25 protein-coding genes and 1 riboswitch are annotated in these 25565 nt (G+C 64.6%); of the genes, 14 read left to right on the forward strand and 11 right to left on the reverse strand.

What is annotated here, in order from left to right; genetic code table 11:
- Positions 1-12 precede the first annotated feature (12 nt).
- Positions 13-125: riboswitch (SAM riboswitch) on the reverse strand.
- 180 nt (positions 126-305) lie between these two features.
- The 8 genes from MP11Mi_RS04590 to MP11Mi_RS04625 all read left to right on the forward strand — a co-directional run bounded on the left by MP11Mi_RS04590 (position 306) and on the right by MP11Mi_RS04625 (position 7898).
- Positions 306-1028: a hypothetical protein gene (locus MP11Mi_RS04590; protein WP_420041125.1), complete on the forward strand. Its 723-nt coding sequence runs from the start codon at positions 306-308 to the stop codon at positions 1026-1028.
- Positions 1029-1051: 23 nt separating this feature from the next.
- A complete protein-coding gene (locus MP11Mi_RS04595; protein WP_420041126.1) occupies positions 1052-2188 on the forward strand; it encodes an SPFH domain-containing protein in 1137 nt (378 codons plus the stop codon).
- 1 nt (position 2189) lies between these two features.
- Entirely contained in the window at positions 2190-3371 is a 1182-nt protein-coding gene (locus MP11Mi_RS04600) for a Trm112 family protein (protein ID WP_420041127.1), read from the forward strand.
- Positions 3368-3952, forward strand: coding sequence for a hypothetical protein (locus tag MP11Mi_RS04605; protein ID WP_420041128.1), 585 nt, complete (start codon positions 3368-3370; stop codon positions 3950-3952). Before MP11Mi_RS04600 ends, MP11Mi_RS04605 begins: the two co-directional genes overlap by 4 nt.
- Complete coding sequence (locus MP11Mi_RS04610; RefSeq protein ID WP_420041129.1) at positions 3949-5031, forward strand: isochorismate synthase; 1083 nt, start codon at positions 3949-3951, stop codon at positions 5029-5031. Before MP11Mi_RS04605 ends, MP11Mi_RS04610 begins: the two co-directional genes overlap by 4 nt.
- A gap of 573 nt (positions 5032-5604) precedes the next feature.
- Positions 5605-6288: an MspA family porin gene (locus MP11Mi_RS04615; RefSeq protein WP_420041130.1), complete on the forward strand. Its 684-nt coding sequence runs from the start codon at positions 5605-5607 to the stop codon at positions 6286-6288.
- Positions 6289-6357: 69 nt separating this feature from the next.
- Entirely contained in the window at positions 6358-7419 is a 1062-nt protein-coding gene (locus MP11Mi_RS04620; protein WP_420041131.1) for a hypothetical protein, read from the forward strand.
- Between the two features lie 149 nt (positions 7420-7568).
- Positions 7569-7898 (forward strand): hypothetical protein, encoded by a 330-nt coding sequence (locus MP11Mi_RS04625; RefSeq protein WP_420041132.1) that lies wholly within the window; start codon positions 7569-7571, stop codon positions 7896-7898.
- A gap of 762 nt (positions 7899-8660) precedes the next feature.
- Here MP11Mi_RS04625 and MP11Mi_RS04635 read toward each other — a convergent pair.
- The 3 genes from MP11Mi_RS04635 to MP11Mi_RS04645 are packed head-to-tail and all read right to left on the reverse strand — an operon-like array spanning position 8661 to position 10780.
- A complete protein-coding gene (locus MP11Mi_RS04635; protein WP_420041133.1) occupies positions 8661-9860 on the reverse strand; it encodes an O-succinylhomoserine sulfhydrylase in 1200 nt (399 codons plus the stop codon).
- A 15-nt stretch (positions 9861-9875) separates the two neighbouring features.
- Entirely contained in the window at positions 9876-10289 is a 414-nt protein-coding gene (locus tag MP11Mi_RS04640) for a rhodanese-like domain-containing protein (RefSeq protein ID WP_420041134.1), read from the reverse strand.
- Positions 10286-10780, reverse strand: coding sequence for an Rv0361 family membrane protein (locus MP11Mi_RS04645; protein WP_420041135.1), 495 nt, complete (start codon positions 10778-10780; stop codon positions 10286-10288). Before MP11Mi_RS04645 ends, MP11Mi_RS04640 begins: the two co-directional genes overlap by 4 nt.
- Positions 10781-10985: 205 nt before the next feature.
- Here MP11Mi_RS04645 and MP11Mi_RS04650 point away from each other — a divergent pair, with 205 nt between their 5' ends.
- Positions 10986-12374 carry an FAD-dependent oxidoreductase gene (locus MP11Mi_RS04650; protein WP_420041136.1) on the forward strand — a complete coding sequence of 463 codons (1389 nt, stop codon included), beginning with the start codon at positions 10986-10988 and terminating at the stop codon, positions 12372-12374.
- Between the two features lie 84 nt (positions 12375-12458).
- On the opposite strand, the gene MP11Mi_RS04655 is transcribed toward MP11Mi_RS04650, so the two are convergent.
- Positions 12459-12959 carry a hypothetical protein gene (locus tag MP11Mi_RS04655; protein WP_420041137.1) on the reverse strand — a complete coding sequence of 167 codons (501 nt, stop codon included), beginning with the start codon at positions 12957-12959 and terminating at the stop codon, positions 12459-12461.
- A 181-nt stretch (positions 12960-13140) separates the two neighbouring features.
- A complete protein-coding gene (gene purT / locus MP11Mi_RS04660; protein ID WP_420041138.1) occupies positions 13141-14634 on the reverse strand; it encodes a formate-dependent phosphoribosylglycinamide formyltransferase in 1494 nt (497 codons plus the stop codon).
- Positions 14635-14705: 71 nt separating this feature from the next.
- Here purT and MP11Mi_RS04665 point away from each other — a divergent pair, with 71 nt between their 5' ends.
- The gene (locus MP11Mi_RS04665) at positions 14706-15164 is read left to right on the forward strand and encodes a VOC family protein (RefSeq protein WP_420041139.1); all 459 of its coding nucleotides are present in this window, start codon (positions 14706-14708) and stop codon (positions 15162-15164) included.
- On the opposite strand, the gene MP11Mi_RS04670 is transcribed toward MP11Mi_RS04665, so the two are convergent.
- A complete protein-coding gene (locus tag MP11Mi_RS04670) occupies positions 15161-16741 on the reverse strand; it encodes an adenylate/guanylate cyclase domain-containing protein (protein WP_420041140.1) in 1581 nt (526 codons plus the stop codon). The two genes, MP11Mi_RS04665 and MP11Mi_RS04670, sit on opposite strands and share 4 nt — an antisense overlap.
- A 15-nt stretch (positions 16742-16756) precedes the next feature.
- Positions 16757-18043 carry an adenylosuccinate synthase gene (locus MP11Mi_RS04675; protein ID WP_420041141.1) on the reverse strand — a complete coding sequence of 429 codons (1287 nt, stop codon included), beginning with the start codon at positions 18041-18043 and terminating at the stop codon, positions 16757-16759.
- A 102-nt stretch (positions 18044-18145) separates the two neighbouring features.
- Between MP11Mi_RS04675 and MP11Mi_RS04680 the strand changes: the two genes are divergently transcribed.
- Both MP11Mi_RS04680 and MP11Mi_RS04685 read left to right on the forward strand, forming a co-directional pair.
- Positions 18146-18787 (forward strand): hypothetical protein, encoded by a 642-nt coding sequence (locus tag MP11Mi_RS04680; RefSeq protein WP_420041142.1) that lies wholly within the window; start codon positions 18146-18148, stop codon positions 18785-18787.
- Positions 18784-19569, forward strand: a complete 786-nt coding sequence (locus MP11Mi_RS04685; protein ID WP_420041143.1) for a site-2 protease family protein — start codon at positions 18784-18786, stop codon at positions 19567-19569. Before MP11Mi_RS04680 ends, MP11Mi_RS04685 begins: the two co-directional genes overlap by 4 nt.
- Before the next feature lie 21 nt (positions 19570-19590).
- Here MP11Mi_RS04685 and MP11Mi_RS04690 read toward each other — a convergent pair whose 3' ends face one another.
- The 3 genes from MP11Mi_RS04690 to MP11Mi_RS04700 all read right to left on the reverse strand — a co-directional run bounded on the left by MP11Mi_RS04690 (position 19591) and on the right by MP11Mi_RS04700 (position 22199).
- Complete coding sequence (locus MP11Mi_RS04690; RefSeq protein WP_420041144.1) at positions 19591-20526, reverse strand: cation diffusion facilitator family transporter; 936 nt, start codon at positions 20524-20526, stop codon at positions 19591-19593.
- A gap of 66 nt (positions 20527-20592) precedes the next feature.
- Positions 20593-21696 (reverse strand): FUSC family protein, encoded by a 1104-nt coding sequence (locus MP11Mi_RS04695; protein WP_420042006.1) that lies wholly within the window; start codon positions 21694-21696, stop codon positions 20593-20595.
- A gap of 74 nt (positions 21697-21770) precedes the next feature.
- The gene (locus MP11Mi_RS04700) at positions 21771-22199 is read right to left on the reverse strand and encodes a DUF3151 domain-containing protein (RefSeq protein WP_420041145.1); all 429 of its coding nucleotides are present in this window, start codon (positions 22197-22199) and stop codon (positions 21771-21773) included.
- Positions 22200-22316: 117 nt separating this feature from the next.
- Between MP11Mi_RS04700 and MP11Mi_RS04705 the strand changes: the two genes are divergently transcribed.
- The gene (locus MP11Mi_RS04705) at positions 22317-23519 is read left to right on the forward strand and encodes an Rv0361 family membrane protein (RefSeq protein WP_420041146.1); all 1203 of its coding nucleotides are present in this window, start codon (positions 22317-22319) and stop codon (positions 23517-23519) included.
- Positions 23520-23615: 96 nt separating this feature from the next.
- Here MP11Mi_RS04705 and fbaA read toward each other — a convergent pair whose 3' ends face one another.
- Positions 23616-24650: a class II fructose-bisphosphate aldolase gene (fbaA, locus tag MP11Mi_RS04710; RefSeq protein ID WP_420041147.1), complete on the reverse strand. Its 1035-nt coding sequence runs from the start codon at positions 24648-24650 to the stop codon at positions 23616-23618.
- A gap of 145 nt (positions 24651-24795) precedes the next feature.
- Between fbaA and MP11Mi_RS04715 the strand changes: the two genes are divergently transcribed.
- Positions 24796-25524 carry a DedA family protein gene (locus tag MP11Mi_RS04715; RefSeq protein WP_420041148.1) on the forward strand — a complete coding sequence of 243 codons (729 nt, stop codon included), beginning with the start codon at positions 24796-24798 and terminating at the stop codon, positions 25522-25524.
- Positions 25525-25565: the final 41 nt, after the last annotated feature.

Consider the following 25565-nt stretch of genomic DNA (forward strand, 5'->3'; position numbering starts at 1 on the left):
AGACTCCTAGGGATTCCACACTTGCCCGCGCCGGTCGGCGCAGGCCGGGTCGTCACCCGGAGCACCCCACCGTGGCGGAGGGTTGCTGTCCAGCGAGCCGGGGCTTGTCGCTGGCACTCGTGACCCGTCGACAACGATCCCCTGTCCCCGGCGATCCGGCGAGAGTTAAACGCATCGTGCACACAAACGTCGTCATTCGATCGGCGGGTGGAGAGTCCCGACCGCCCCACCCGGCGGATAGAATTGGAGCCCGAACCGATGCGCTGTCGTCCGACTGCGTGCGATCCGATGTGGAAGGCCGAGCCGTGACGAACCCCTGGGGCCCGAACGCTCCACGACCACACGCACCGCCGTACGGTCCGCCGCAGGGGGCCGGACCTGTTCAACCACCACAGTTCCCGCCCCAACAGCAGTATCCCCAGCCGTACGGACAGGTCACGTATCCGCCTCTGCCGCCCCGCAAGTCACGGACTCCGCTAGTGCTCGCCGCGATCGGCGTGGTGGCCGTCGCGGCAGTCGGCGTGGTCCTGCTCGTCGCCGCACCGTCGAATTCCGACGACTCCGGCGACTCCCACCACGAGACGGTCGCGCTCGACCACGGTGTCAGCGTCGACGTCGAGGTGCCTGCTGGCTGGCGGATCGAACAGGGCGACTTCGGCGGGTCGAAGTCGATGATGCTGGTGCCGGAATCCGACGACCGCACCGTCGCCCAGATCCGCCGCGACGGTGACTCGTTGGACAACGGCGGCGCCGCCGAACCCATCCACGCGCTGATCGGCGTCGCCGACAGTTGCGGATCGTCGCTCGGTGATCTGTCGGTAGGCGAGTGGCGCCCTGACACCGACCACGACACCGAGGACGGGGTCCAGAACTACCGTCACCGTGCGGTGACACGCGTCGACTCCACGTATTGCTTCCAGGTCGCCGGCCTCGACTTCGGCAGGTCGACGACGATGGAGCCCACCGCGTCGGACCTGACCCAGAAGCTCATCGCGGACGACGCGATCACCGCAGCGAAAGCCGCCTGACCGACCGACTGAACGGAGACATCATGGGCATCATCAACAAGATGCGCGGCGAACTCGTCGACATCATCGAATGGGTCGACGACTCCCGCTCGACACTTGCGTGGCGTTTCCCGCGCTACAACAACGAGATCAAGAACGGCGCACAGCTGATCGTGCGTGAAGGTCAGCAGGCGGTGTTCGTCTACCGGGGAACGCTCGCCGACACATTCGATCCTGGCCACTACGAGCTGACCACCGAGAACCTGCCGATCATGAGCACGATCCAGGGGTGGAAGCACGGGTTCAACAGCCCGTTCCGCAGCGAGGTGTACTTCATCAACCGGCGGCCGGTCACCGACCTGCGCTGGGGGACCCCGAACCCGATCACGGTGCGCGACCCGGACTTCGGCATGGTGCAGGTCCGCGCTAACGGGTTGTGCGTCATCCGGATCGCCGACCCTGCGATCTTCCTACGCGAAGTGATCGGCGCCGACAGCCAGGTCAACGCCGACGAGATCGCCGAACTACTGCGCCGAGTGATCTCGACCGCGTTCTCCGACATGATCCTGGAGACCGGTGTCGGGGCCATCGATCTGCAGGGCAAGCAGGTGGAGCTCAGCGAACAGCTCCGCGACTACGTGCAGACCCGTGTCGACGACGAGTTCGGCCTGCACGTCGACTCGGTGACCATGAACATCTCGCTGCCCGACGAGATCACCGAAGCCATGACACGCGGCGTCGCCCGAGGCGTGGAGGAACGCGGGTTCCTCAACAACGTCGGCGACCTCAATCGTTACCAGCAGGGTAAGGCCGCCGATTCGATGCTTGCCGCGGCGCAGAATCCGGGCGGCGGCGCGATGGGCGACATGATGGGTGCTGGCATGGGTCTGGCCATGGCGGGCCAGTTCGCCAATCAGTTCAACCAGCAGCAGTCAGGACCTCCGCCGGTCCCGGCTGCGCAGGCATTCCACATCGAGCAGAATGGTGCGGCTGCGGGCCCGTACACGGTCGACCAGCTCCGCGGTTCGATCGCCGCGTCCACTCTCGTGTGGGCCCAGGGTATGGCCGCGTGGACGCCTGCGGGCCAGGTTCCGGCGCTCGCGCCGCTGTTCGCCCCGTCCGGTCCGCCACCGCTGCCACCGCAGACGCCACCTGCCCCGCCGGCACCGCCCGCCCAGTGACATGACTCAGCCACCCCCGCTGCCACCGCAGGACCCCCAGCCGCCCCAGGCGCCGCGTCCACCGCAGGCCGCCGACCGCGCCCGACAGCACGTCACCGAACAGACCCGCACCTACCCGTGCGGCTCGTGTGGTGCCCCACTCGTGTTCTCGCCCGAACGACAGGACCTGTCCTGTGGTTCGTGCGGTCGCGCCTACCCCATCGAACTCGATCCCGCGGCGACCGTCGTCAAACACGACTTGCAGACGGCGATGGCGTCGATCGCGTCGGGCGCCGCCCCGCTCGCTTCGGCCGGTGGCGACGAGCACGAAGTGGTGTGCCAATCGTGCGGCGGCCGAACCGTCTTCAACGGAAGCCTCACCGCGACCCGATGCCCGTACTGTGCGACACCCATCCAGCGCGACGACATCCAGGACTCGCCGGAACGGTTCGCCCTCGACGCGATCGTCCCGCTGCGAGTCGGCGAGCCGCAGGCGCGTGACGCGATCGAGAAGTGGATCAACAGCCGGTGGTTCGCGCCACGCGAGTTCAAGAAGTATCGGACGCTTGGATCGTTCGCGAGCGTCTACATGTCGTACTACTCATACGACGCCGACACGACGACCGGCTATCACGGGCAGCGCGGCGACACCTATACGGTGACCGTCGGCTCGGGCGACAACCGTCACACCGAGACGCGAATACGTTGGCGACCGGCGTCCGGCGTCGTCCGCGACACGGTCCGCGATCTGCCAGAACTGTCGAATACTGGAATGGATGGCGATCGGATTCGGGAACTGGAGCCGTGGCCGATCCAGACTGCTGTCCCCTACTCGCCGGAGTTCGTTGCGGGTCATCTGTCGCGAACGTACGACCGCGACCCGGAAGACGTGTTCGCCCGCCATGCGCGGCCCCGCATCGACAGCCAGATCGAGGCGACGATCCGGCGCGACATCGGCGGCGACCATCAACGCATCAGCAGCAAGAACACCTCGTACGGGCTGTTGCAGTTCATGTATCTGTTGTTGCCGATGTGGCTGCTCACCGTCAACTACGACGGCAAACCGTTCCAAGTGTTCGTCAACGGCCTCACGGGTGAAGTTCAGGGCGAGCGGCCGTGGAGCAAGGTGAAGATCGCGGCCGCGGCGATCGCTGGGCTCATCGTCATTTGCGTGATCGCCTACCTGATCTGGGGAAGACAATGACCGTCCTGTTGCTCATACTGCTCGTGATCGTGCTGCTCGTCGTGCTTGGCGTCGGTGTCTTCGCCTTCGCGTTGGCCCGATCGTCCAAGTCGGCAGGCGCTTCGGGTGCCTCGATCGCGGGCGTCGGCGTCGTCGTTCCCGGATCGTGGGCGGGCTCGCACGACCCGGAGGCGCGCCTGCACCGGCGCGTTCGGGACGCGGTGACGGCGCTGGACGCGACGATCGGCACGTCCGGCATCGCGCAGATCGACGAGCGCGCCCGGTTGATGGTGTCCGCGCAAGAACTCGATCAGCGGCTGGTGACAATCTGGGCGCTGCCGGCGGCCGCGAAACCCCAGCCGCTGGCTGAGGTGGAACGCGGTGTCGCAGCGCTCGAATCCGGTGCTGCGTCGGTGGCGCTGTCGTCGTCCGACGGTGCCGCCGGGCGTGCTCAGGAGGCCGCCGACAGCATCGGCGGCTACGCTCCCGTCTCACCGCCACCTGTCTCGACTCCCCCGGCCCCGCCCGTGCCGGACATCACGCCCCAGCAACCCGCTGAGCGTCGTGATCGCCGCGACCCGCCGAGTAGCCTGGCTGAGTGATTCTCCCGAGTTCTCTGTTCGCGTCCGCCACCACGTCACGGCGGGGAAACGGCAGGATCGGCGAGTACTCGACGGTTGCCGGCGCACGCGAAGCACTCGCGTCGGGCGGGGCGACGGCGGTGACCGGAGCGTTCGGTTTCGATCCGTCCGGTGATGCCGCGTTGATCGCGCCCGAATCGTTCGACGTCGTCCCCCGCGCGATCCCGACGGCCGATCCGCTGCCGCGGGTCGTATCCTCGGTGCTCACTCCGGCCGATGTTCACGCCGGACGGGTGCGACGCGCTCTCACGGCGATCGATGATGAGCGCGTCGCGAAAGTGGTCCTCGCCCGTACCAACGAGCTGACCTTCGACGCACCGCTCGACCCTGTCGAACTGTTCGGCCGCTTCATGCCCGACGCCGCCGCGTCGACGACGACGGCGTTCGCCGTCCCGCTCGATCCTGCGCCCGGCAGGCGCGGGCACTGGCTCGTCGGCGCAAGTCCTGAACTGCTCGTCCGACGGTCCGGTCGTGTGGTCACCTGCCATCCGTTCGCGGGTACCGCGCCGCGCAGCGCAGACCCGGTCGCCGACCGTCTGGCTGTCGCCGCGTTGCGAGCCTCGGACAAGGACCTCCGCGAGCACGCGTTCGTCGTCGACTCCCTCGTCGAGGCGTTGGCGCCAATATGCACTGAACTCACGGTCACTGCCGAACCGCGGATCGAGTCGACGCCCGCCGTATGGCATCTGGCGACACCGATCCGGGGCGTCCTCGCCGACGAGTCCGTCACCGCACTCGACCTCGCCGCACTGCTGTCACCGACTCCCGCCGTCTGCGGCACTCCGCGCGACGACGCAGCCGCCCTGATCGCCGAGATCGAGGGTCCTCGCGACTTCTATGCCGGTGCGGTCGGCTGGTGCGATGCGGCAGGCGACGGCGAGTGGACGGTGTCGATCCGCTGCCTTGAACTCGACGCCGCCCACACCGGTGTTACGACGTGGGCGGGCGGCGGCATCGTCGCAGGTTCGGATCCGGAAGCCGAGGTCGCCGAAACCGAGGCGAAGTTCCGCACGGTGCTCGGCGCGCTGGGCGTCCGCTGACGCGGATTGTGTCGTCCACTCAGGTCGTCTGATGCTTCCCCCTGCGATGAGCGCCGCGCACGGCCCCGGAGGATCCCGCACACTCGCATCAGACGGGCTAAGCCATTTCGGAACTTCGGCCCGGGCAAGCTCACCCAGCCGCTGGCACCCGCTGCGGACCGCATCCGCCGTCCGGGTGCATGGGTGCGGAGCTCGGCGACGTAAGTCGCTAGATTCTCCACCGCGAGATCCGATCCCCGCCGGCTAGAGCACCGCTAGCGGCAGTCACTGGGCGACAGCCTGGATCGGTTCGCTATCACATGCGTGTCGAGTGCCAATTCGCCACCAACTCTGTCCGGACCGGACCGGATTTTGTCCGGACCGGACAAAAAGTTCCGTGTCTTGACCTGCAGACTCCCCGAAATCTCACATCGAGTGTTTGCAGAATGATTGCTGTAAGTGTCGAATGGCGCCAGGAGTCGTTGCTCCTGGATTGACCGGCCCGAGATGCATGTCGCGTGGTCGGGGGGAACCGTTTCGCAGCGCTCACGAAAGCCGCTGCGTCCATGACTAGGAACAAGGGGAGGATCCGTCGTGTCTCGACGTATCACCAGAGGACTACTACTCGCCGTCATCGCCGCGTTCGCGTTGGCGTCCAGTTTGCTCGCCGGGCCAGCGGATGCCCGCACCCATCACACGCGTGAAGGTGTGGACATCACACTGACCGCATCGAAACTCAAAGCGAAGAAGATCCCGGCGTTGGATTCGTCGCCGTTCTCCGGGGAAGCGTTGTTGTCCTCGGACGTGCACGCGGGGTTGAAGGGTATCGACGGCAAGACTGTGCGGGCCACGGTCGAGGTCGGCTACAAGATCGGCTACCCGGTGTCGGTCGCACCGAACGGCGTGAAGGTCACCGCGCACACCCCGGAGCTCAAACTGACCGGCGGAGTGAACGCCAAGATCGCTCCGGAAGTCACGATCTCCGGTTCCGGTGGGGGCGGCAAGATCGGTGAGATCGGCGGCGAACTCGGTGCCGAGGCAACCGTCATCCCAGCTGCAGACCTGCAGTTCGAGGTCGGCGCCGGGAAGATCACCACCGTCACACTCGCTGACATCGCGTTGACGCAACCGGTAGCTGACATCGTCCTGTCCGGTATCGAGTTGAACGTGTCGAACGCCGTCGGCCCGATCAGCGTCCGTCCGTTCGCCAAAATCTCAGTCACCACCGAGACCGGCGTCTACGTGTACTACGACCACGGCCCCACCAGCCGCATCTAAAGAGACTGGAAACAGATGCGCACGACCACCCAACAATCAATCCGGCCGGACCGCGGCACCCTGTGGGGCATGCTCATCGCGATAGCAGCGATGATCATGGTCCTCGCGCTCGCCGCAGCACTGGCACCCTCGGCATCGGCGGAGACACCCGCTGAACGATGCAAACGAGAGACATCGGCCTATATCACAGCGTGGGCAGCGATCGGGAAGAAGCCGCCCGTGCCCTACAAGTGCGGCGGGCGTAATCAGCCGCCACCCACGCTGTCGCCAACAACACCCGAGGAAGAACCCGAGGAAACCGTTGCACCTACCAGCGATGCTCCGGAAGACTCCGACAACGGGCCGAGCATGAATGCACCCATCGAGCGGCGAGAGATCGAGCATCCGGGGAATGGTCAGGCTCCTATAGGCAGTCACACTAACGCAGACGGCCCAACACCCACCCAGCCAAGGAAGACAGCGGCGGGCCCGACACGGGCCAACACGCCGAACGATCCGAAACGAAACACCACGCCGGCAGACCGCACCGAGGGCACCAGACAGCGTTCACAACGCACGACGCCTTTCAAACACGATGTTGATTACAAACCTTCGATCGGGGGAAAGACGCTTAACGGGTGCGAGACTGGATACCACCGAAACAATGGTGGATATGGCGACTGCTTCCCTGACTACGACTACAATGTATTTAGAGTTACATATGTGAACCAAGAAACAATTCCCGGGGATCCGCCTGTTAGCCACTGCGAGACCTCCCCCCACGGGGAATGTAGGTTGAACTTCGACCGTGCGGTAAGCACTGTTAATACAGTCACAACAAGCGAGTCCATTGGAGCTGATGTAGGCCTCAATGTTAAAGCTATAGATGCGAAAATATCGAGCGAGACTACCACGTCTGAAAGCACCTCCACGGGCACGTCCACGGGTAATGGAGTCTCAATATCAGTACCCGCTAAGGATCTTTCTCCAACCTATGCGGCAGACGGATACGCCGTATACGCCGTATACTCCTACGTCTTGTCGAAGTACGACACAAGGTCTAAGGAAGTAGTCTGGAGCAAGATCTACTATTACTACGAGCCTGTAGGGTTGACCTATAAGCGCGCCGCGAGAGTTGGAGGACAGCCGTGAGTAGAAGGATTAGGAACCTTCTCATATTCCTGATCGTTGCGCTTGTGATAGGCGGATCAATTTTTGCTTGGCTATCATTGCGCACACCTAACGTACATCGCCCCACTACTGACGTACCGACTTCGGCTAGTACCGTCCAAGCCCGCGATGTGACGTTCGCTGACATGATCGGCATGACAGTCGAAGATCTTTACGCGATGACGGGCTACAGCACTGGACACAATCCCAGGGCGACGATTGTTGTCGTTCCAATGGACAGTGCCGCGAAGGGTGTGGGACTCAAGGATCAGGTGATTTCGGCGGCCTGTGGCAGCAGCGGAACCGTAACGGCGTCGACTGTGTGGCTCGCAGTTTATAGCCGCGTTGACATTCCACCAGACGTCAGAGAGCAGATAGGTCGTAAATCGCTGCTCCCAAGAGATGCACTTATCGACCAAGTTCCCAAGTGCCCGAATGTTGCCGAGTCGTTGGCCTACTGATTACCAATATTGCCGGCGCGCTTCAGAGTTCGAGATGCGTGTGTAGCCACAGTAGTTCGTCACTGTCAGTCATCAGAGCGCCCGACACTGCTCCCCTAAGTAGCCTGGTTAAAAGTTCAGTTCAGTAGCCGCGAAGCAGTCCCTCACCGACCCCTCCGGTGAGGGACTGCATTGCGTCTCCGGTCAGACGCGGGAACGGGTGCCGGCGACTTTACGGTTTTGAATATTCGGTGACCACAGGTCGCGCACGGCACGACACCTGGTCTGTCCGATCAGCATGCGTCCGCTCGCAAAAATCTGAGTCACCACCCACCAGTGTGTACGTCTACTACGACCTCGGCCGACTACCGGAGAGTGATCAAGGATTCGTGGATGTGTTCCTCGCTGGGCAGAACCGACGTGTGCCGGGATAACGCGATCGCCGAGTCGTTCTCCTCGGCGCTGAAGAACGAACGTGTCCACCTTACTGTGTATGCCACGTAGAAGCAGGCCAGGCGCGACGCTATCAGTTATATCGACGGGTTCGTTACAGCAGCCGCCGGCGTCATTCAACGCTGGGCTACAACAGGCCGAACGACGTGCACTACGCTGAGGTCCAGCCGTCGACGGCAGCGTAGAGAAACCATCAAATCCACTGCCCGGAAAATCAGCGCGACAGGTCAGATCGGTGTGCCGCATGGATGGTCGTCTCTTCGCTTGTGTGGAGCGCGGCGCGGCCACGAACCTGAGCGCCGACGCGGCATGGACTGACGCCTACGCCGGTCAGCCTAGCGCGGTGTCCAGGTCGCGGATCAGGTCGTCGGCCGCTTCCAGGCCGACCGACAGGCGGACCATCGAGTCGGTCAAACCGATGCTGGCTCGACCTTCCGGCCCCATCGCGCGGTGCGTCGTGGTCGCCGGATGCGTGATCAGACTTTTCGCGTCGCCCAGGTTGTTCGAGATGTCCACCAATTGGAGGCCGTTGAGGACCTCGAACGCGCGCTCCTTGCCCGACTGGCCCGCGCTTCCCGCAAGCTCGAAGGTGACGACGGTTCCACCGCCGGACATTTGCGACTTCGCGAGCTCGTACTGCGGGTGCGAGGTCAGAAAAGGGTAGATCGCCTTCGCGACACGTGCGTCCTCGTCCAGAAACTCGGCGATGCGCTGCGCCGTCGACACCGCCTGGTCGAGGCGGACCTTCATGGTCTCCAACCCTTTGAGCATCACCCACGCGTTGAACGGGCTCAACGCCGGTCCCGTGTGGCGCATCAGTTCGCGGACCGGGCCCTGGATGAACTCTTCGGTGCCGAGAATCGCACCGCCCATCACGCGTCCTTGGCCGTCGATGTGCTTGGTTCCCGAGTACACGATCACGTCCGCGCCGAGCTCGAGTCCGCGCTGCAGGAGTGGTGTCGCGAACACGTTGTCGAGCACCACTTGCGCGCCTGCCGCGTGTGCCATCTCCGACACCTTGCGGACGTCAACGACCGACTGCATCGGGTTCGACGGCGTCTCGAAGAACACTGCGTCGGCTGGCTCGGCGAGCGCGGCCTCCCACTGTGCGAGGTCATCGCCGTCGACGAACACCGTCTCGACACCCCACGACGGAAGGATCTCATTGCAGATGACGAAGCACGACCCGAACAGGCTGCGCGCGGCGACCAGCCGTGAACCCTGCTTCAGGAGCGCACCGAGGGCGATGAACACCGCGGACATACCGCTCGCCGTGGCGAAGCACGATTGCGTGCCTTCGATCTGGCGGAGCCGTTCCTGAAACATCGCGACCGTAGGATTGCCGTACCGGCTGTAGACGAAGCGCTGGTCTTCACCGGTGAATGCGCGTTCGGCGGCCTCCGCCGTATCGAACACATACCCGCTGTTCAGGTATAGGGCTTCGGAGGTCTCGAAGAAGCCAGATCTCATGAGGCCGCCGCGCACGGCGATTGTCTCCGGCGACGCCCACTCTGGAAGTTCACTAGTCACTGTTCACACGCTCCTCTACGACTGACGCCAGGGAAGGTCTTCGGCCCGCCATCCGACGGAGCCACGATGCCCGGCGGCGTCGGTTGCGCCTTCGAAACCGTCAAGGATGTTGAACGCTGCGGTAATGCCCGCTGCTGTCGCCGTCTCCGCGGCTCCGATGGATCGCTGGCCGGATCGGCACAAGAACAGGACCTCGTCGTCGTCGGAGACTCCAGCCGTCCGAAGGTCGTCAACGAACGACTGGTTTCTAGCACCGTTCGGGTAGTCGACCCACTCGACGAATATCGTCTGCTTGCCGAGTGAACTCACGTCGGGCACGCCGACGAAGCTCCACTCCGCGCGTGTCCGGCAATCGACGAGGACAGCTTTCGGATTGGCCGTCAGCCGTTCCCACGCATCGCGCGGCGTGATGTCCCCTGCATAGCTCACGATGCGCACACCTTCCAGTCATCGCCCTGTTTGACGACGATCAGCTCGGTCGTCGTCTTCTTATCCTCGGTGTTCTCGCGATGCACATGGACGGTCACCGCGGCACGCGAACCAGTCACTTCCACTTCCATCTCGGGGACGACGAGTTTGCCGTCCTTCTCGAGCGGGCCACGGTTGGCGTCGGCGAACTCCGCAGCAGTCGGGAAACCCTTGGCCTTGATGTTCGCCGTGCACTGCGAGTCGCGGTACAGGTCGTAGTTGAGCGAGTTCCGGGCGCTATACATGTCATTGACCACGTACTGGACCTTCGCGTCTTCGCTGACGCGCTCCTCCGACGGTCGGATCAGGTGCGAGAGCGCGATCCACGCGACGATGACAACGATGACGCCGAACGCGATGATGAACGGGAGCGCAGCCCGCCACGATCTAGGCTCGGGTTCGGAGTCAGGCAGGTCGTCCTGCGCTTCGCCGTCGGGTCGCTTCGCGCTCATGGTCTTCAGAGTCTATGACCTGTCCACGAATGGCGTGCAACACGCATACCCAGCTTCGATCACGGCACATGCCGCGTCGCCCGTCAATAGTTTGGGTCAGACCCAGTACGACTGAGGCTCACCTCACTAACAGATTTTGGCCACGCTCGCGCACGATTTAACGTAGAGGGGACAAGGTTCCATACAGCTGAGGAAACACGAGCTCATGACTGACACCAACCGCCCGTTGCGGGTCGCGATCGTCGGCGCCGGACCGGCCGGCATCTACTGTGCGGACGCCCTGATGAAGTCGGACACCGCGAGTGAGCGCGGCGTGAGCATCGACCTCTACGAACGCATGCCCGCACCGTTCGGTCTGATCCGTTACGGTGTCGCACCCGACCACCCGCGCATCAAGGGCATCATCACGGCACTACACAAGGTGCTCGACAAGCCGCAGGTCCGCCTGCTGGGCAATATCGACTACGGCACCGACGTCACGCTGGAGGACTTCCGCAAGCACTACGACGCTGTCGTGTTCTCCACCGGAGCCACCGACGACCGCGGCATGCAGATCCCCGGTATCGATCTCGAACGCAGCTACGGCGCAGGCGAATTCGTCGCCTGGTACGACGGCCACCCGGACTTCTCTCGCACTTGGCCACTCGATGAGGAGAAGGTCGCCGTGATCGGCGTCGGCAACGTCGCCCTCGACGTCGCGCGTGTCCTAGCCAAGACCGGCGACGAACTGCTCCCGACGGAGATCCCGGACAACGTCTACGAGGGACTGAAGGGCAACAAGGCCGTCGAAGTCCACGTGTTCGGTCGTCGCGGCCCGGCGCAGGCCAAGTTCACTCCCCTCGAACTGAAGGAACTCGACCACTCGCCGAACATCGAAGTCGTCGTCGACCCTGAAGACATCGAGTACGACGAGGGGTCGGCCGTCGCTCGCCGCAGCAGCAAGATCACCGATCAGGTTGCGACGATCATCGAGAACTATGCGATCCGTGAACCTAAGCAGGGTGCGATTCACAAGCTGTTCCTGCACTTCTTCGAGAATCCGGTCGAGATCCTCGGCGAGGACGGCAAGGTCGTGGGCATGCGCACCGAGCGCACCGAACTCGACGGCACCGGCAATGTGAAGCCGACCGGCGAGATCCGCGAATGGGACGTCTCCGCGATCTACCGCGCAGTCGGCTATCTGTCGGACAACCTGCCCGGCATTCCGTTCGACGAGCAGGCCGGTGTCATCCCGAACGAGGCCGGACGCGTCTTCGACGACGGTGACCACCTGACCGGCCTGTACACGACGGGCTGGATCAAGCGCGGCCCAGTCGGCCTGATCGGCCACACCAAGGGTGACGCGAACGAGACCGTCGAATGCATCCTCGAAGACATGAAGGCCGATTCGCTCAACAGCCCGGAAGCCCCGGATGAGGACGCGATCGTCGCCCTCCTGGAGGAGCGCGGCATCCCGTTCACCACGTGGGACGGCTGGTACCGCCTCGACGAGCACGAGCGCGCACTCGGTGCCGCTGCAGGCCGTGAGCGCATCAAGGTCGTCGAGCGCGACGACATGCTCGCCGCCGCCGAGCCGCACAAACTCCAGAAGTAGCCGCCGCGCAGAAACAAATCAACGCTGTAGTTCGCTGCCACATAGTGGCTGTGAACTACAGCGTTGTTTGTTTCTGGGGAAGCGTCAGCTGGTAGGCGTCAACTCCTGCTTTCCGTTCTCGCCGTCCTTGGGCTCAGCTTTGCGGACGTTTTGCCAGAAGCCGACGTTGTTAAGCGGGTTCTCGACCTGCTCGCTGATGGTGTAGCCGGAGATGGACGACGGCCAGCAACCCTTCCACTTGGTGGAGAACAGAACCGACGTCTGGCCTGCCTGCAGGTCGCCGACCTTGGTCTTGCGGGTCTTGTTCGCCGGAACCCACTTGGTCGGGCCGCCGAATTCGGTGATGGTCACCTTATGCATAGTGGACCCGCCGACGTTCTTGACACCCATCCAGCGGTGCATCTGCCACTGCGGGCCGTCGGACCAGTTGGGGCCCCACGGGCTGAAGGTGCAGTTGACGCCGCCGATGATCTGAAGATCACCCGGGCCAGCGGCCTGCGCCTGCGGGGCGGCGACGAGGGCGCCGGCACCGATCGCACCGACTGCGGCGATGCTCGCCGCCGCACGTGTCAGGGTTTTCCTCATGTCGAATACCTTTCGTTTCACCTGTAGTGAGTAGGCCGCAATACGTAACGAATCGCAGCACGTTGGTGGACTTCTGCATCCACCCTTACTCCTATATCGGTCAACCGTCGCAGCGGTGTTACCGAATTGTTTAGGAATTGCTCAGAATGCCCACAGTAATGACCCGAATAGACGACAGAATTCACCGCGGGGGCGGTGGTGCCTGCGGACGCGGCGGGGGTCCGGGGCGCGGACCTCCCGGACCGACGGGGCCGGGCCGTCCGGGGCCCGGACCGGGTCGACCCGAGGGCGGGGGCGGCGGTCCCGGTTGCGGACGACGGGGCGGCGGGCCAGGGCGTCGAGCAGGTCCCTGCGGCTGCGGTCCTGGCGGTCGAGGTGGCGGAGATTGCTTGGCGATCCGCACCGTCTCCTGACCGATGGTTGGCGGCGCCGATGGCTCGTCATCGTCTGCCAACAATGGCTGCACGAGTTCTGCTGCGCGCGTGGCTTTCTGGCGCGCCACTTCGGTGGTGGGCGCCGTTGCTACCGCGACGCCCATCCGTCGTCGAGCGAAGCTCTCCGGTTTACCGAACAGCCGTATATCGACGGCGGGATCGGCCAACGCCTGCGCGACACCCGCGAACTTGATGCCTTCGGCGTCGTGCCGGCCGTAGATCACCGCGGACGCCCCCGGCGCGACGGTTCCGGTGTCAACTGGCAGCCCGAGGACCGCGCGAGCGTGGAGCTCGAACTCCGACAAGTGCTGCGACGCCAATGTCACCAAGCCGGTGTCGTGCGGCCTCGGGCTCACCTCGGAGAAGTAGACCTCGTCGCCTTTGATGAACAGTTCGACGCCGAAGACGCCGCGACCGCTCAAGTCGTTCGCACCCGACCCCATCGCCGTCGCGATTCGGGCCGCTACCGAACGCGCTGTGCCGTACGCGACCTCGCTCATCGGTTGCGGTTGCCAGCTCTCCACGTAGTCGCCGGAAACCTGCCGGTGACCGATCGGATCGCAGAAGTAGGTCGCGAGCCGACCCGTCGCAGGATCCACCGCGCGGACCGTGAGCAGTGTGATCTCGTAGTCGAAGTCGACGAACCCTTCGACGATCACCCGGTCGTTGTTGACGCGGGCCCCGGTGCGGGCCGCCTCCCACGCCGTGTCGACGTCGTCGGGTCCCTCCAAAACGCTCTGGCCCTTGCCCGACGACGACATGACGGGCTTCACCACGCAGGGGTAGCCGATGCTGTCGACGGCGCGGCGCATCTCCTCAAGCGATCCCGCGAACAGGTAGGGCGACGTCGGGAGCCCCAGCTCCTCGTCGGCCAATCGGCGGATCCGTTCACGGTTCAACGTCGCCGACACGGCCTTCGCGCTCGGGATCACCTCGGCGATGCCGTCGCGTTCGACGTCTTCGAGCGCATCGGTCGCGATCGCCTCGATCTCCGGCAGCACGTAATGCGGCTTGTGCTTGTCGATCACCGCGCGGACCTGCTGGGCGTCAGTCATGTCGATCACCTCGGCGTGATGCGCGACTTGGTGCGCGGGTGCGTCGGCGTATCGATCGACGGCGATCACTTCCACACCCAACCGTTGTAGAGCGATCGTCACCTCCTTCCCGAGCTCGCCGGAGCCGAGGAGGAGCACTCTGACCGCACTGGGACTCAGCGGGGTACCGATCACCGTTGACGACATGGCTTCGAGTTTACGGGGCGAAACACGGCGACCCGGTCTGCGCACCGTTCAGGAGATCTACGCTGAACGGTATGGGTTCTGAAATTCAGGTCACGTTCGACGCACACGATCCGCGCGAGCTGTCCCGGTTCTGGTGCGAGGTGCTCGATTACGTGATCCCCGGCCCTCCCGGCGCGAAACCAGACTCCGACGCCCCGTTCGCCGCGTGGGACGAATTCCTCGCACGGATCGATGTACCGCCCGAGCAGTGGAACGCGAAGTCGGCGGCCGAAGACCCGAACGGCGTCGGGCCACGACTGTTCTTTCAGCAAACGCCCAACGAAAAGGCCACAAAGAACCGTGTCCATCTCGACGTGCGCGCCGCCCCCGGCCTCGTCGGCGGCGAGCGAATGGCCGCGCTCCAGGCGCGGGCCGACTACCTCGCCACGCTCGGGGCGGCACAGCTTCAGCGCGTGGACCCCACTCCCCCGCTTGACCACGGGCACATCGTGATGCTCGACCCCGAGGGCAACGAGTTCTGCCTCGACTAGGTTGCGACTTCGCTGACCGGTTTAGGCACGCGAGGTGGCCGCGCCGTATAGACCGGGGTCGGTTCGGTGCGCCCGCGCAGCGTTTCCTCACGCCACAGAGTCCATCGAGTCGCTTCCTCGTCGGACGCTGCGTCGATCACCCGCTGTGACGCGACGGGATGCCGCGGATCGTCCTTGGCGACTTCGGACAGCCGCGCGCTCTCGTTCACCGGGTCACCGATCACCGTATATTCGAACCGTTGGACGGCACCGACGTTGCCCGCGACGACCGTGCCGTAGCTGACGCCTATGCCTGCCGACAGTTCGGGAACATCGGCGGCGAGGCCATCGGCGATCTCTCGCGCGGCGACGAGCGCCGCCGACGCGGGCTCGTCGAGGTCGACCGGCGCCCCGAAGATCGACAAGACGGCGTCGCCCTCGAACTTGTTGACCAATCCCCCGCTGCGTTCGGTCGCGTCGACGATCACCGCGAAGAACCTGTTGAGCAGCGCGACCACCTCGGTCGGCGAACGCTTCTCGGCGATCGTCGTCGAACCGATGACGTCGACGAACACCACCGCCACCACCCGCTCGGCGCCGCCGAGCTCGGGGTCTCGCCGCAGCGCGGCGGCCGCGACGTCGCGGCCGACGTGCTTGCCGAACAGATCGCGCATGCGTTCCTGTTCACGGAGTCCACCGACCATCGTGTTGAACCCGTACTGGAGTTCGCCGAGCTCGGAACCGTCGTAGACGAGGAGGTCGACATCCGCGCCGACATCGCCGTGCCGGACCGCTGCCATCGCGTCGCGCACACTGCGCAGCGGACCGGTGATGCTCCAGACGAACAGCATGATCGAGCCGAAACCCACTAAGCCCGCGACGACGGCGAGCACCGTCACTGCGACCAGCACGTTGGCTTTGCTTGTCTCCGGCCTGAGCACACCGAACAACACGACGAGCGTGATGCCGGTGAGCGGGATACCAGTGCCGATCACCCACGAGTTGACCGCGCGCGAACGGACAGAACTGCCCTTCAGCCCGAGGCCAGCCTGCATGATCCTGGCCCACACCGGGCGAAGCAGGATCTCGGTGTAGATTCCCGCGATCGCGACGACGACCGTCGCACACATCAACGTTATGAGCACGACCTTCGGGATCAACGACGGGTCGACGAGCCCGTAGAGGAGCCCCAGCACGGCGGCACCGCCGACCCACAAGGCACCTTGCAGCCAGACGAGTCGTCGTTGCGCCCGCTTCGCACGGCGCGCGTCCTCGCGGCTCGGTATCTCGTCGTCGATCGACCAGCGAACAGCTTTGATCGTGGACGCGGTACCGACGGTTACCCCGACGATCAGCGCGCACACCACGTACACGGGCAGTCCGATGAAGTTGACGTAGACGAGGTCGCTGCGCAGCAGGGACGGTTCAGGGATTCCGACGGCGCCGAGACCTACGGCGATGATGATGCCGATCAAGTTCGCCAACACGATGGCGGACGTGAGTATCGACTGGATGCGGACTCGGACTAGCCGAGCCGACTGATCGGCAGAGCCGAGCAGGATGGAGCCGTAGTCACGGTTGAAGTTCGGCCGCCACACCTGCGCCGCCCTCGATCAGACGATCTCGCGGCGCACGATCGTCTGATCGCGCCCCGGTCCGACGCCGATGCACGACATATGCGCTCCGGACAGTTCTTCGAGTCGGAGGATGTAGTTCTGCGCGTTGACAGGCAGGTCCTCGAAGGTGCGGCAGCCGGAGATGTCCTCCCACCAGCCGGGCATCTCCTCGTAGATCGGCTTCGCGTGGTGGAATCCGGTCTGCGTCATCGGCATGTCGTCGACGCGCTCGCCGTCGACCTCGTAAGCGACGCAGATCGGGACCGTCTCCAGACTCGACAGGACGTCGAGTTTGGTGAGGAAGTAGTCGGTGATGCCGTTGACACGGGTCGCGTAACGTGCGACCACAGCGTCGAACCACCCGCACCGACGGGCACGGCCGGTGGTGACACCGACCTCGCCGCCGGTCTTGGCGAGGAACTCTCCCCACTCGTCGAACAGCTCAGTCGGGAATGGGCCCTCGCCGACGCGTGTCGTGTACGCCTTGAGGATGCCGAGGACGGTGTCGATCCGGCCCGGGCCGATACCCGCGCCCACTGCCGCGCCGCCCGCCGTCGGATTGGACGACGTCACGTACGGATAGGTGCCGTGGTCGACGTCGAGCAGGGTGCCCTGCGAGCCTTCGAGAAGAATCGTCTCGCCGCGTTCGAGCGCCTGATTGAGCAGCAGTCGCGTATCGGCGATGCGGTGCTTGAATCCGTCGGCGAGCTCGAGCGTCTCGTCGACGACCTCGGCCAGATCGAGACCCTTACGGTTATAGATCTTGGTGAGGATCTGATTCTTCACTTCGAGGGCCGCTTCGACCTTCTGCGCAAGGATCTTCTCGTCGAGGACATCGGCGACGCGCACGCCGACGCGCGCGATCTTGTCCTGGTAGCAGGGGCCGATGCCACGGCCGGTGGTTCCGATCTTGCTGTTGCCGAGGAATCGTTCAGTCACCTTGTCAATGGCGACGTGGTACGGCATCAGCAGGTGAGCGTCGGCCGACAGCAGCAGCCGTGACGTGTCGACGTCGCGCTCCTCCAAACCGTGAAGCTCGTTAAGGAGGACGCTCGGGTCGACAACGACGCCGTTAGCGATGACGTTGTTGACGCCGGGCGTCAGAATGCCGGACGGGATCAGGTGGAGCGCGAACGTCTCCCCGTTCGGCAGGACAACAGTGTGTCCGGCGTTGTTCCCGCCCTGGTAGCGAACCACCCACTGCAGCTTTCCGCCGAGTAGATCTGTCGCTTTACCTTTGCCTTCGTCGCCCCACTGGGCGCCGATCAGCACAATCGCAGCCATAGTTCGGTGCTCCTCCTGTTCGGGTCCACCCTACTGGGTCCGAACGTGCCGTCGGACCCCGAGTCCGCAGTCGACGCGCGCTACGCCGTTACTCTGGTAGCCGTGTCATCTACTCTTCTCGCCCCGACGACGGGCACCGCAGACGGACCGACGCCTGCGGTTCTGGTCGAACAGGCCCTCGAAGACCCCGATCTGACGCGTGTGATCGTCGCTCCCCCGGATGTGGCTGAATCCGGGGTCGAGCCCGACGTCTTCCTCTCCGAGATTGTCGCCGCGATCATGAAGCAGGATCGACTCGACGTCGAAATCGCTTACGTCGCACCATATGAAACGCCCGCGACGAAGGTGTACGGGCTCAAATACGGTGCCAACGCGATGGCGATGGCCGAGTCGGGCGTCGCGCAGAGCCTGCCGTTGATCCGCGACGATGCGGCGACGGTCCTCGTCGGTCGGGCCCGCCATCTCGGTGCCGAGGACGCAAAGCTCCACGGCGAGGCGTACGTCGACTCGGACCGTTTGTTCGACGGCGACGTCGATGCGGTTGAGATCGAGCCGATTCTGGAGGAGCCCGGAGTGCGAGGGCGAGTCGCGCGGTGGCTGCCGGGCGGCTGGAAGACCGGCCGCGCGGTGCAGACCGGAGGCAGCAATCTCGTCGTCGAACGTGAAGGCGTGGTGACCGAACGTCTCGTCAAGCGGTCGACATTCTACCGGCACCACATCGACTGGAAGCTGGTCGGCCCATGACAACGCCGACCGCGGTCGCGTTGAAGTCGGTGCGACCCGGCCTCATCTTTCTCGGCCTGTGCGTCGCATTCGGTATCGGCGTCGCGCTGCTCGTCTCCTCGGGCAGCGAGGATTCCGCGACGGCGACACTCGGCGCGATCCTGTTGGTCCTGTCCGGCTGGGTGATCTCGCTGTGCCTGCACGAGTTCGCGCACGCGTTCACCGCGTTCCGGTACGGCGACCACAGTGCGGAACTGCGCGGCTATCTGACGTTGAATCCGCTCAAATACACCCATCCCGGCTTGTCGATCGCCTTGCCGCTGCTGATCATCGCGTTGGGCGGCATCGGTTTTCCGGGCGGCGCGGTATTCGTGAACCAGGCAGCGTTCACCAAGAGCCAGCGGACGAAGGTTGCGTTGGCGGGGCCGACCGCGAATCTGATCATCGGAGTCGTGTTGTGCATCGTGCTGGCTGTGATGCCGGTCGCGGACGACTTCGGGAACGTCAACGTGTGGTCCTCTTTCGCGATGCTCGCGTTCCTCCAGTTCACCGCGTTGATTCTGAATCTGATTCCGGTGCCGGGGTTCGACGGCTATCACGCGATCGAGCCGTACTTGTCGTGGGATGTACGACGATCCGCGGAGAAGATCGCGCCGTTCGGATTCCTCATCGTCCTCGTGGTGCTGTGGCTGCCTGCACTCAACCGGGCGTTCTTCGATCTCATCGAAGGCGTGATGAGCTTGTTCGGCGTCGGATCGATCTACGTGTCGCACGGGTGGCACCTATTCGCATTCTGGCTCTAGTGCGGTTCTAGCGAATCGCTGTCACCAGGTCAGTTCGCCACTGCACGCGGAACGACTTCCCGATGACTCAATCTGCACGGTGGCGTGCTCGAGCCCCTGCGCGTCGAGCACGGCGCGCGCGTCGGCGAGGACACGAGCGTGGTCGCCGAACGCGGTGAGGTGCACGGTCACGACATCCATCCCCGTGGTGACCGACCAGACGTGCAGGTCGTGGACGTCGTCGACGCCGGGGACGTCGGCGAGACGGGCACGCAGATCGGCGAGGTCGATATGCGACGGCGCTTGCTGGTTGAGGATCCTCAGCGCGTCGCGAGCCAATCGCAGGGCGCGCGGAACCACCCACAGCGCGATGAGGACGGCGACGATGAGGTCGGCGTAGCCCCATCCGGTGGTGAGAGCCACGATGCCCGCGACGAGTACACCCACACTGCCGACCGCGTCGGCGAGCACTTCCAGGTAGGCGCCGCGGACGGCGATCGATCCTTCCGCGTCGGCCCGGAGCAACAGCATCACGACCAGGTTGGCCACGAGGCCGAGGGTCGCGACGATGATCATGGGTCCGCCGGGGACGTCTGGCGACGCACCGATCCGCCTGATCGCTTCGACGAGGACAAACGCGCCGACACCGATGAGCAGGACTGCGTTGACGACAGCGGTGAACACTTCCGCGCGATACCAGCCGAAGCTCCGACCGTCGGTGATCCGTCCGTGCCGCGCGAGGAGCAGCGCCGAGAGTCCCATAGTCAAGGCGACGACGTCGGTGAGCATATGGCCCGCGTCGGCGACCAGCGCGAGCGACCCGAAGGCGAGTCCCGCGACGAGTTCGACGACGAAAAACCCACCGATGATGCCGACGGATACGGCTAGCGGCCAGATCCGCCTGCCCGGCGCGCCCGATGCGAGATCGGCTGCACTGGGCCCGTGACTGTGCCCCTCGTGCCCGTGTTCACTACCCATGACCTCAATATATGCGTGTTATCGAATATGTCAAGGTTTCGGCGACCACCGATCCGGCATCCGCGCTCACCGGTTCCGATGCAACTGCGCTACGGCCGACGACCGTTTGAGGCCCGCGATCATCAGCATGTCGACAAGCAACGACCGCAGTTCGGCGAGCATGGCGGCTTCGGACAGGTCCTCCACGCTGTCGGCGAGCGATGTCCGTGCCTTGCGGACGATCGAGCGCAGTACGCGAGAGGCATCGGCCTGGTCGGGCGAGGCGCCGGGTTCGGCCATCATCATTTCGCGGAGCGTCTCGAAGCCGAGCCGAAGGTCGGCGACCACATCGACGATCTCCGGCTCGACCGCGATGCCGCGTTGCGTGACGCCGAGAGCGCGCCGGCAGATCACCCGGAAGTTGCGGACCGCGTTGTCAATGGGGTCGGCTGTCGCGCCGATGCGTTGGATGCGTTTGCGCGATGACCAGTGCACCGGCGAGAGCCGACTGACCTCTCGGCCCGCTGCGACATCGGCACGGAGCGAGTCGATAGATCCCTGTGTGCTTCGCGCGGCTGCCAACGCACGATAGATGCCGTCCTCGTCCTGGCGTCGGAGTGCGTCGGCCAAGTCTCCAGAAAGGTCACGGAGGGTCATGAGGATCGCCGCCGCGTCCCGCCTCGCGCGTCGAGCCGGGTTGACCGGCACGAGCGCGACCACGATGAGTCCGACGACGCCGCCGATGAGCGCATCGATGGCGCGGCCGAAGCTGCCGGTCCCAGGCGGAATGAGGGTAGCGATCAGCACGGCCGACGACGACGCCTGCAGCGGAATCATCACGCCCTTGTCGAGGAACACCGCAATGCTCATCGCGACGGCCACGACGACGCTGATCTGCCAGGCCCCGTTGCCGAGGATCGAGATGCCGACGTCGCCGACGAGGATCCCGATGATGACGCCGCCGATGAGTTCGACGGACCGGCGCCACCGTTTGGCCAGCGATATCCCGAGGGAGATGACAGCCGCGATCGGCGCGAAGAACGGCCGTTCGTGGTGCAGGACGTCGGCGGCGACCCACCATGCGATTCCCGCTGCGATAGCGCACTGAATGATGGGGACGAACGACAGCCAGAGCCGACGTAGGCGAGTCAGCAGGAAGGCCGGGATTCTCGCCGCGAGCCGTGACCGCATCGTCCGCAACGCCTGGTCACCTGCGTAACCGGCGTCGCGGATCGTGCGGACGGAGTGCATGCCGCGGTCGACGGTCAGTCGATGCCGAGCTCGGTGAGTGCGCGGGGATCGCTGTCGTTCAGCAGGTCGAGGCAACGGAGGTACTCGTCCTCTTCACCGACGGCCTTGGCTGCGCGCGCGAGCGCCCCGACGCAGCGGAGGAAGCCCTGGTTCTGTTCATGGCTCCAGGGCACGGGGCCGAACCCCTTCCATCCGTGGCGTCGAAGCTGGTCGAGGCCGCGATGGTAGCCGGTTCGGGCGTAGGCGTAGGCGGCGATGACACCCGCGGTGGTGGGTTCACCGTCGAGAGAGGCTTCGGCGAGGTAGGCCCACGCGATGGATGCGGTCGGATGTGCGGCGGCGACAGTGGCCGGGTCTGCACCGTTGAGCAGGTCCGATTCTGCCTCGTCGTCTCCGGTGAGAAGGGTGGGCTGCGGTCCGAGGAGGTCTCCGAATGAGGTCACTCGGCCATTCAATCATTCATCCGGGCTGTCCGAGGAAGCCGACGCCACAGACATTAGATAGTCTCGACATCGTGCCTTGCGCACCGCCAACCTCAACGCGATACAGGATAGAGCCAGATGCCTGATTCGGATAACGAAAAGTCCGCCGCCCTCGACAAGGTGGTCGGAGCCTTCCGCGCACGCCGCGAAAGGGCGTCCGACGACGCCCCCACCGGAGACGCGACGGCTTCTGCCGACGATCCGACGCCTGTGGTGAAGCTCGGCGACTCTGACGCTCCGGAACCGAAAGGCGGCGACTCGGAGTCGCCGACCCGAGCGTTCAAGGTCCCGGCCGAGGTAGCTGCGGCCGCAGCGGCAGCTACCGGCGGCGAGACAGCCAACGGTGACGACGCGCGCACGTCCGCTGCGAGCACGTCCGGCAAATCAGCCGGACTAGTCGAGGAGACGGTAGTCGGCGAGCCGACGAACGCGATCGCGAGCGAGACTGACGACCACCGTGCTGACGACCACCGTGTCGAGGATCCGGCGACGAGCTCCGTCGTCGAAGAGTCGGTCGACGTCGACACTGCAGACGGGGACACCGCAGACGGGGACACTGAGGACGGGGACACCGCAGACGGGGACACTGCGGAGGAGGCAGAGCCCGCTGGATCCGACTCGACGCCGACCGAGCAGATCGCAGTGCCCGCAGCCGCAGCTGCTGCCGCCGCGGCCGCCACGACGAAGATCGACACGCAGAAGCCTGCTGCCGACGGGGCCGACGATAAGACCGCGAAGATCGCGGCCGCCGCGCCCACACCGAAACCCGAGCAGGCGCAGGCCCAGCAGCCGCAGGCGACCCCGCAACAGCAGGCGGCGCCGCAGGTCATCGCACCGGCGGACGCACCGGCGAAAAAGGGCCGTGGCAAGATTGTCGCCGCGCTCATCGTCGCGCTCATCGTGATCGCGGCCATCGCTGTCGGCGTTTGGTACCTGCTCAAGGACAACTCGCCAGAGTCCGCGGTCGCCGACGTCGCGACGTCCTATCAGGAGGCGATGAACGACGGTGACTTGTCCAAGCTTCGCGACATCACGTGCGGCGAGGAGAACAAGTACTACACGACGGTCTCCGAAGAGGACTTCTCGAAGGCCTACGAGACTCAGAAGTCGCGCAACGAGATGATGACGTTCGACGACGTCGACTCGGTCGCGATCGACGGCGACACCGCACGAGCAGGCGTCGACATGTACAACACGAACGATTCGAGCAAAAAGGTGCCCGCGCAGATCACCATGCACAAGGTCGGCGACGACTGGAAGGTCTGCACCAAAGTCAACTGACGCGGGATCGACTGCACTGGGTACTGACCAGCGCGCAGACAACAGAAGGGGCGCCCGAGGATATCGGGCGCCCCTTCTGGCGTCAGTCGGTGTCGGTCAGCGACCGATCGTCTTGTTGGACGATCCGAGGTCGGCGCAGGCTTCGACGACTCGCTCGGTCATCGAGGCCTCGGCCTTCTTCAGGTAGCTGCGCGGATCGTAGACCTTCTTGTTGCCGACTTCACCATCAACCTTGAGCACACCGTCGTAGTTGCTCATCATGTGGCCGGCTACCGGACGGGTGAACGCGTACTGGGTGTCGGTGTCGACGTTCATCTTGATGACGCCGTAGCTGACAGCCTCTTCGATCTCGCTCTTGAGCGAGCCGGAGCCGCCGTGGAACACGAAGTCGAACGGCTGTGCGTCGGCGTCCAGGCCCAGCTTGGCGATGGCCGCGTCCTGCCCCTCCTTGAGGACACTCGGACGGAGCTTGACGCCGCCCGGCTTGTACACACCGTGCACATTGCCGAAAGTCGCGGCGAGCAGGTAGTGGCCGTTCTCGCCGGTCCCGAGTGCGTCGACGGTCTTCTCGAAGTCTTCCACCGAGGTGTACAGCTTCTCGTTGATCTCGTTCTCGACGCCGTCCTCTTCGCCACCGACGACGCCTATCTCGACCTCGAGGATGATGTTCGCGGCCTTGGAGGCTGCGAGCAGTTCCTTGGCGATCTCCAGGTTCTCGTCGATCGGCACGGCCGAACCGTCCCACATATGCGACTGGAACAGCGGGTTCTGTCCGTTGGCGACACGCTCACGCGAGATCTCGATGAGCGGACGGACGAATCCGTCGAGCTTGTCCTTCGGGCAGTGGTCGGTGTGCAAGGCAATCGTCACGTCGTACTTCTCGGCGACCACGTGCGCGAACTCGGCGAGTGCGACCGAACCGGTCACCATGTCCTTGATTCCCAGCCCAGAACCGAACTCTGCTCCGCCGGTGGAGAATTGAATGATGCCGTCGCTGCCGGCATCAGCGAAGCCCTTGATGGCTGCGTTGATCGTCTCCGACGACGTGCAGTTGATGGCGGGGAAGGCATAGCCCTCCGCCTTCGCCTTAGCGAGCATCTCTGCATACTTTTCGGGTGTTGCGATGGGCATACTCACGTCCTGTCGAGCCGGTGGAGATTTCCACTTGTGTTAAGGGTTCCACCACAGTTTGCCAGGTCGCGTTCCGCACGGCGGCATACCCCGCCACTGGGTGCTTTAAGGATTCTGGAAGCTTTCACCGGTAGGGTTGGGGCCTGTGATCGACACTCTTCTTGCCGAGACCTCCTCGAACGTGGCGCTGATGCCCGGCTTCATGGACCCGTTCAACTTGATCGGCTACTTCGGCCCAGTCGCATTCTGGGGTCTGTTGCTCGTCATCTTGATCGAATCGGGCGTGCTGTTCCCCGTGCTCCCCGGCGACTCGCTGCTATTCGTCGCCGGCCTCATCGCCGCAGGCAGCCAGACCGGCGAGCACGCCGAGAAGGTCGCCGATTCGGGGCTCACACTGTGGCCACTGCTGATTAGCGTGCCGATCGCGGGCATCCTCGGCGGCCAGATCGGCTACTGGATCGGCCGTTATCTCGGCACGTCGATGTTCAAGCCGGACGCGCGTTTCCTCAAGCAGCGGTACCTCGACGAGGCGCACCAGTTCTTCGAGAAGCACGGCCCGGTCATGATTTTCCTGGCCCGGTTCGTGCCAATCGTCCGCACGCTCGCCCCGATCGTGGCAGGCGCCGCCCGCATGAAGTTCGCTGTCTTCACGATCTACAACGTCATCGGGGCCATTGTCTGGGGCGCAGGTATCGTGCTGCTCGGCTACTGGCTTGGCCAGTTCGAGATCGTCCAGAAGTTGATCGAGCCCATCTTCATCGTGATCGTCCTCATCTCCGTGCTGCCGATGGTCTTCGAATGGCTGCGTCGCCGCCGCAACAGCAAGAACAACGGCAAGAACCGAGACGAAGACGACGTCGTCGTCGCCGACTGAGGGACTCACCCCGGTCCGCCGCTGCCTCAACTCCGTTGTCG

It is taken from the genome of Gordonia abscondita (genome assembly GCF_032711245.1).
Taxonomy (GTDB): Bacteria; Actinomycetota; Actinomycetes; order Mycobacteriales; family Mycobacteriaceae; genus Gordonia.

Coding starts and splice junctions, on each gene's coding strand:
- MP11Mi_RS04595 (WP_420041126.1), top strand. CDS start 1,052: ATGGGCATCATCAACAAGATGCGCGGCGAACTCGTCGACATCATCGAA.
- MP11Mi_RS04600 (WP_420041127.1), top strand. CDS start 2,190: ATGACTCAGCCACCCCCGCTGCCACCGCAGGACCCCCAGCCGCCCCAG.
- MP11Mi_RS04605 (WP_420041128.1), top strand. CDS start 3,368: ATGACCGTCCTGTTGCTCATACTGCTCGTGATCGTGCTGCTCGTCGTG.
- MP11Mi_RS04620 (WP_420041131.1), top strand. CDS start 6,358: ATGCTCATCGCGATAGCAGCGATGATCATGGTCCTCGCGCTCGCCGCA.
- MP11Mi_RS04645 (WP_420041135.1), bottom strand. CDS start 10,780: ATGAGCGCGAAGCGACCCGACGGCGAAGCGCAGGACGACCTGCCTGAC.
- MP11Mi_RS04650 (WP_420041136.1), top strand. CDS start 10,986: ATGACTGACACCAACCGCCCGTTGCGGGTCGCGATCGTCGGCGCCGGA.
- MP11Mi_RS04655 (WP_420041137.1), bottom strand. CDS start 12,959: ATGAGGAAAACCCTGACACGTGCGGCGGCGAGCATCGCCGCAGTCGGT.
- purT (WP_420041138.1), bottom strand. CDS start 14,634: ATGTCGTCAACGGTGATCGGTACCCCGCTGAGTCCCAGTGCGGTCAGA.
- MP11Mi_RS04665 (WP_420041139.1), top strand. CDS start 14,706: ATGGGTTCTGAAATTCAGGTCACGTTCGACGCACACGATCCGCGCGAG.
- MP11Mi_RS04675 (WP_420041141.1), bottom strand. CDS start 18,043: ATGGCTGCGATTGTGCTGATCGGCGCCCAGTGGGGCGACGAAGGCAAA.
- MP11Mi_RS04685 (WP_420041143.1), top strand. CDS start 18,784: ATGACAACGCCGACCGCGGTCGCGTTGAAGTCGGTGCGACCCGGCCTC.
- MP11Mi_RS04690 (WP_420041144.1), bottom strand. CDS start 20,526: ATGGGTAGTGAACACGGGCACGAGGGGCACAGTCACGGGCCCAGTGCA.
- MP11Mi_RS04695 (WP_420042006.1), bottom strand. CDS start 21,696: ATGCGGTCACGGCTCGCGGCGAGAATCCCGGCCTTCCTGCTGACTCGC.
- MP11Mi_RS04705 (WP_420041146.1), top strand. CDS start 22,317: ATGCCTGATTCGGATAACGAAAAGTCCGCCGCCCTCGACAAGGTGGTC.
- fbaA (WP_420041147.1), bottom strand. CDS start 24,650: ATGCCCATCGCAACACCCGAAAAGTATGCAGAGATGCTCGCTAAGGCG.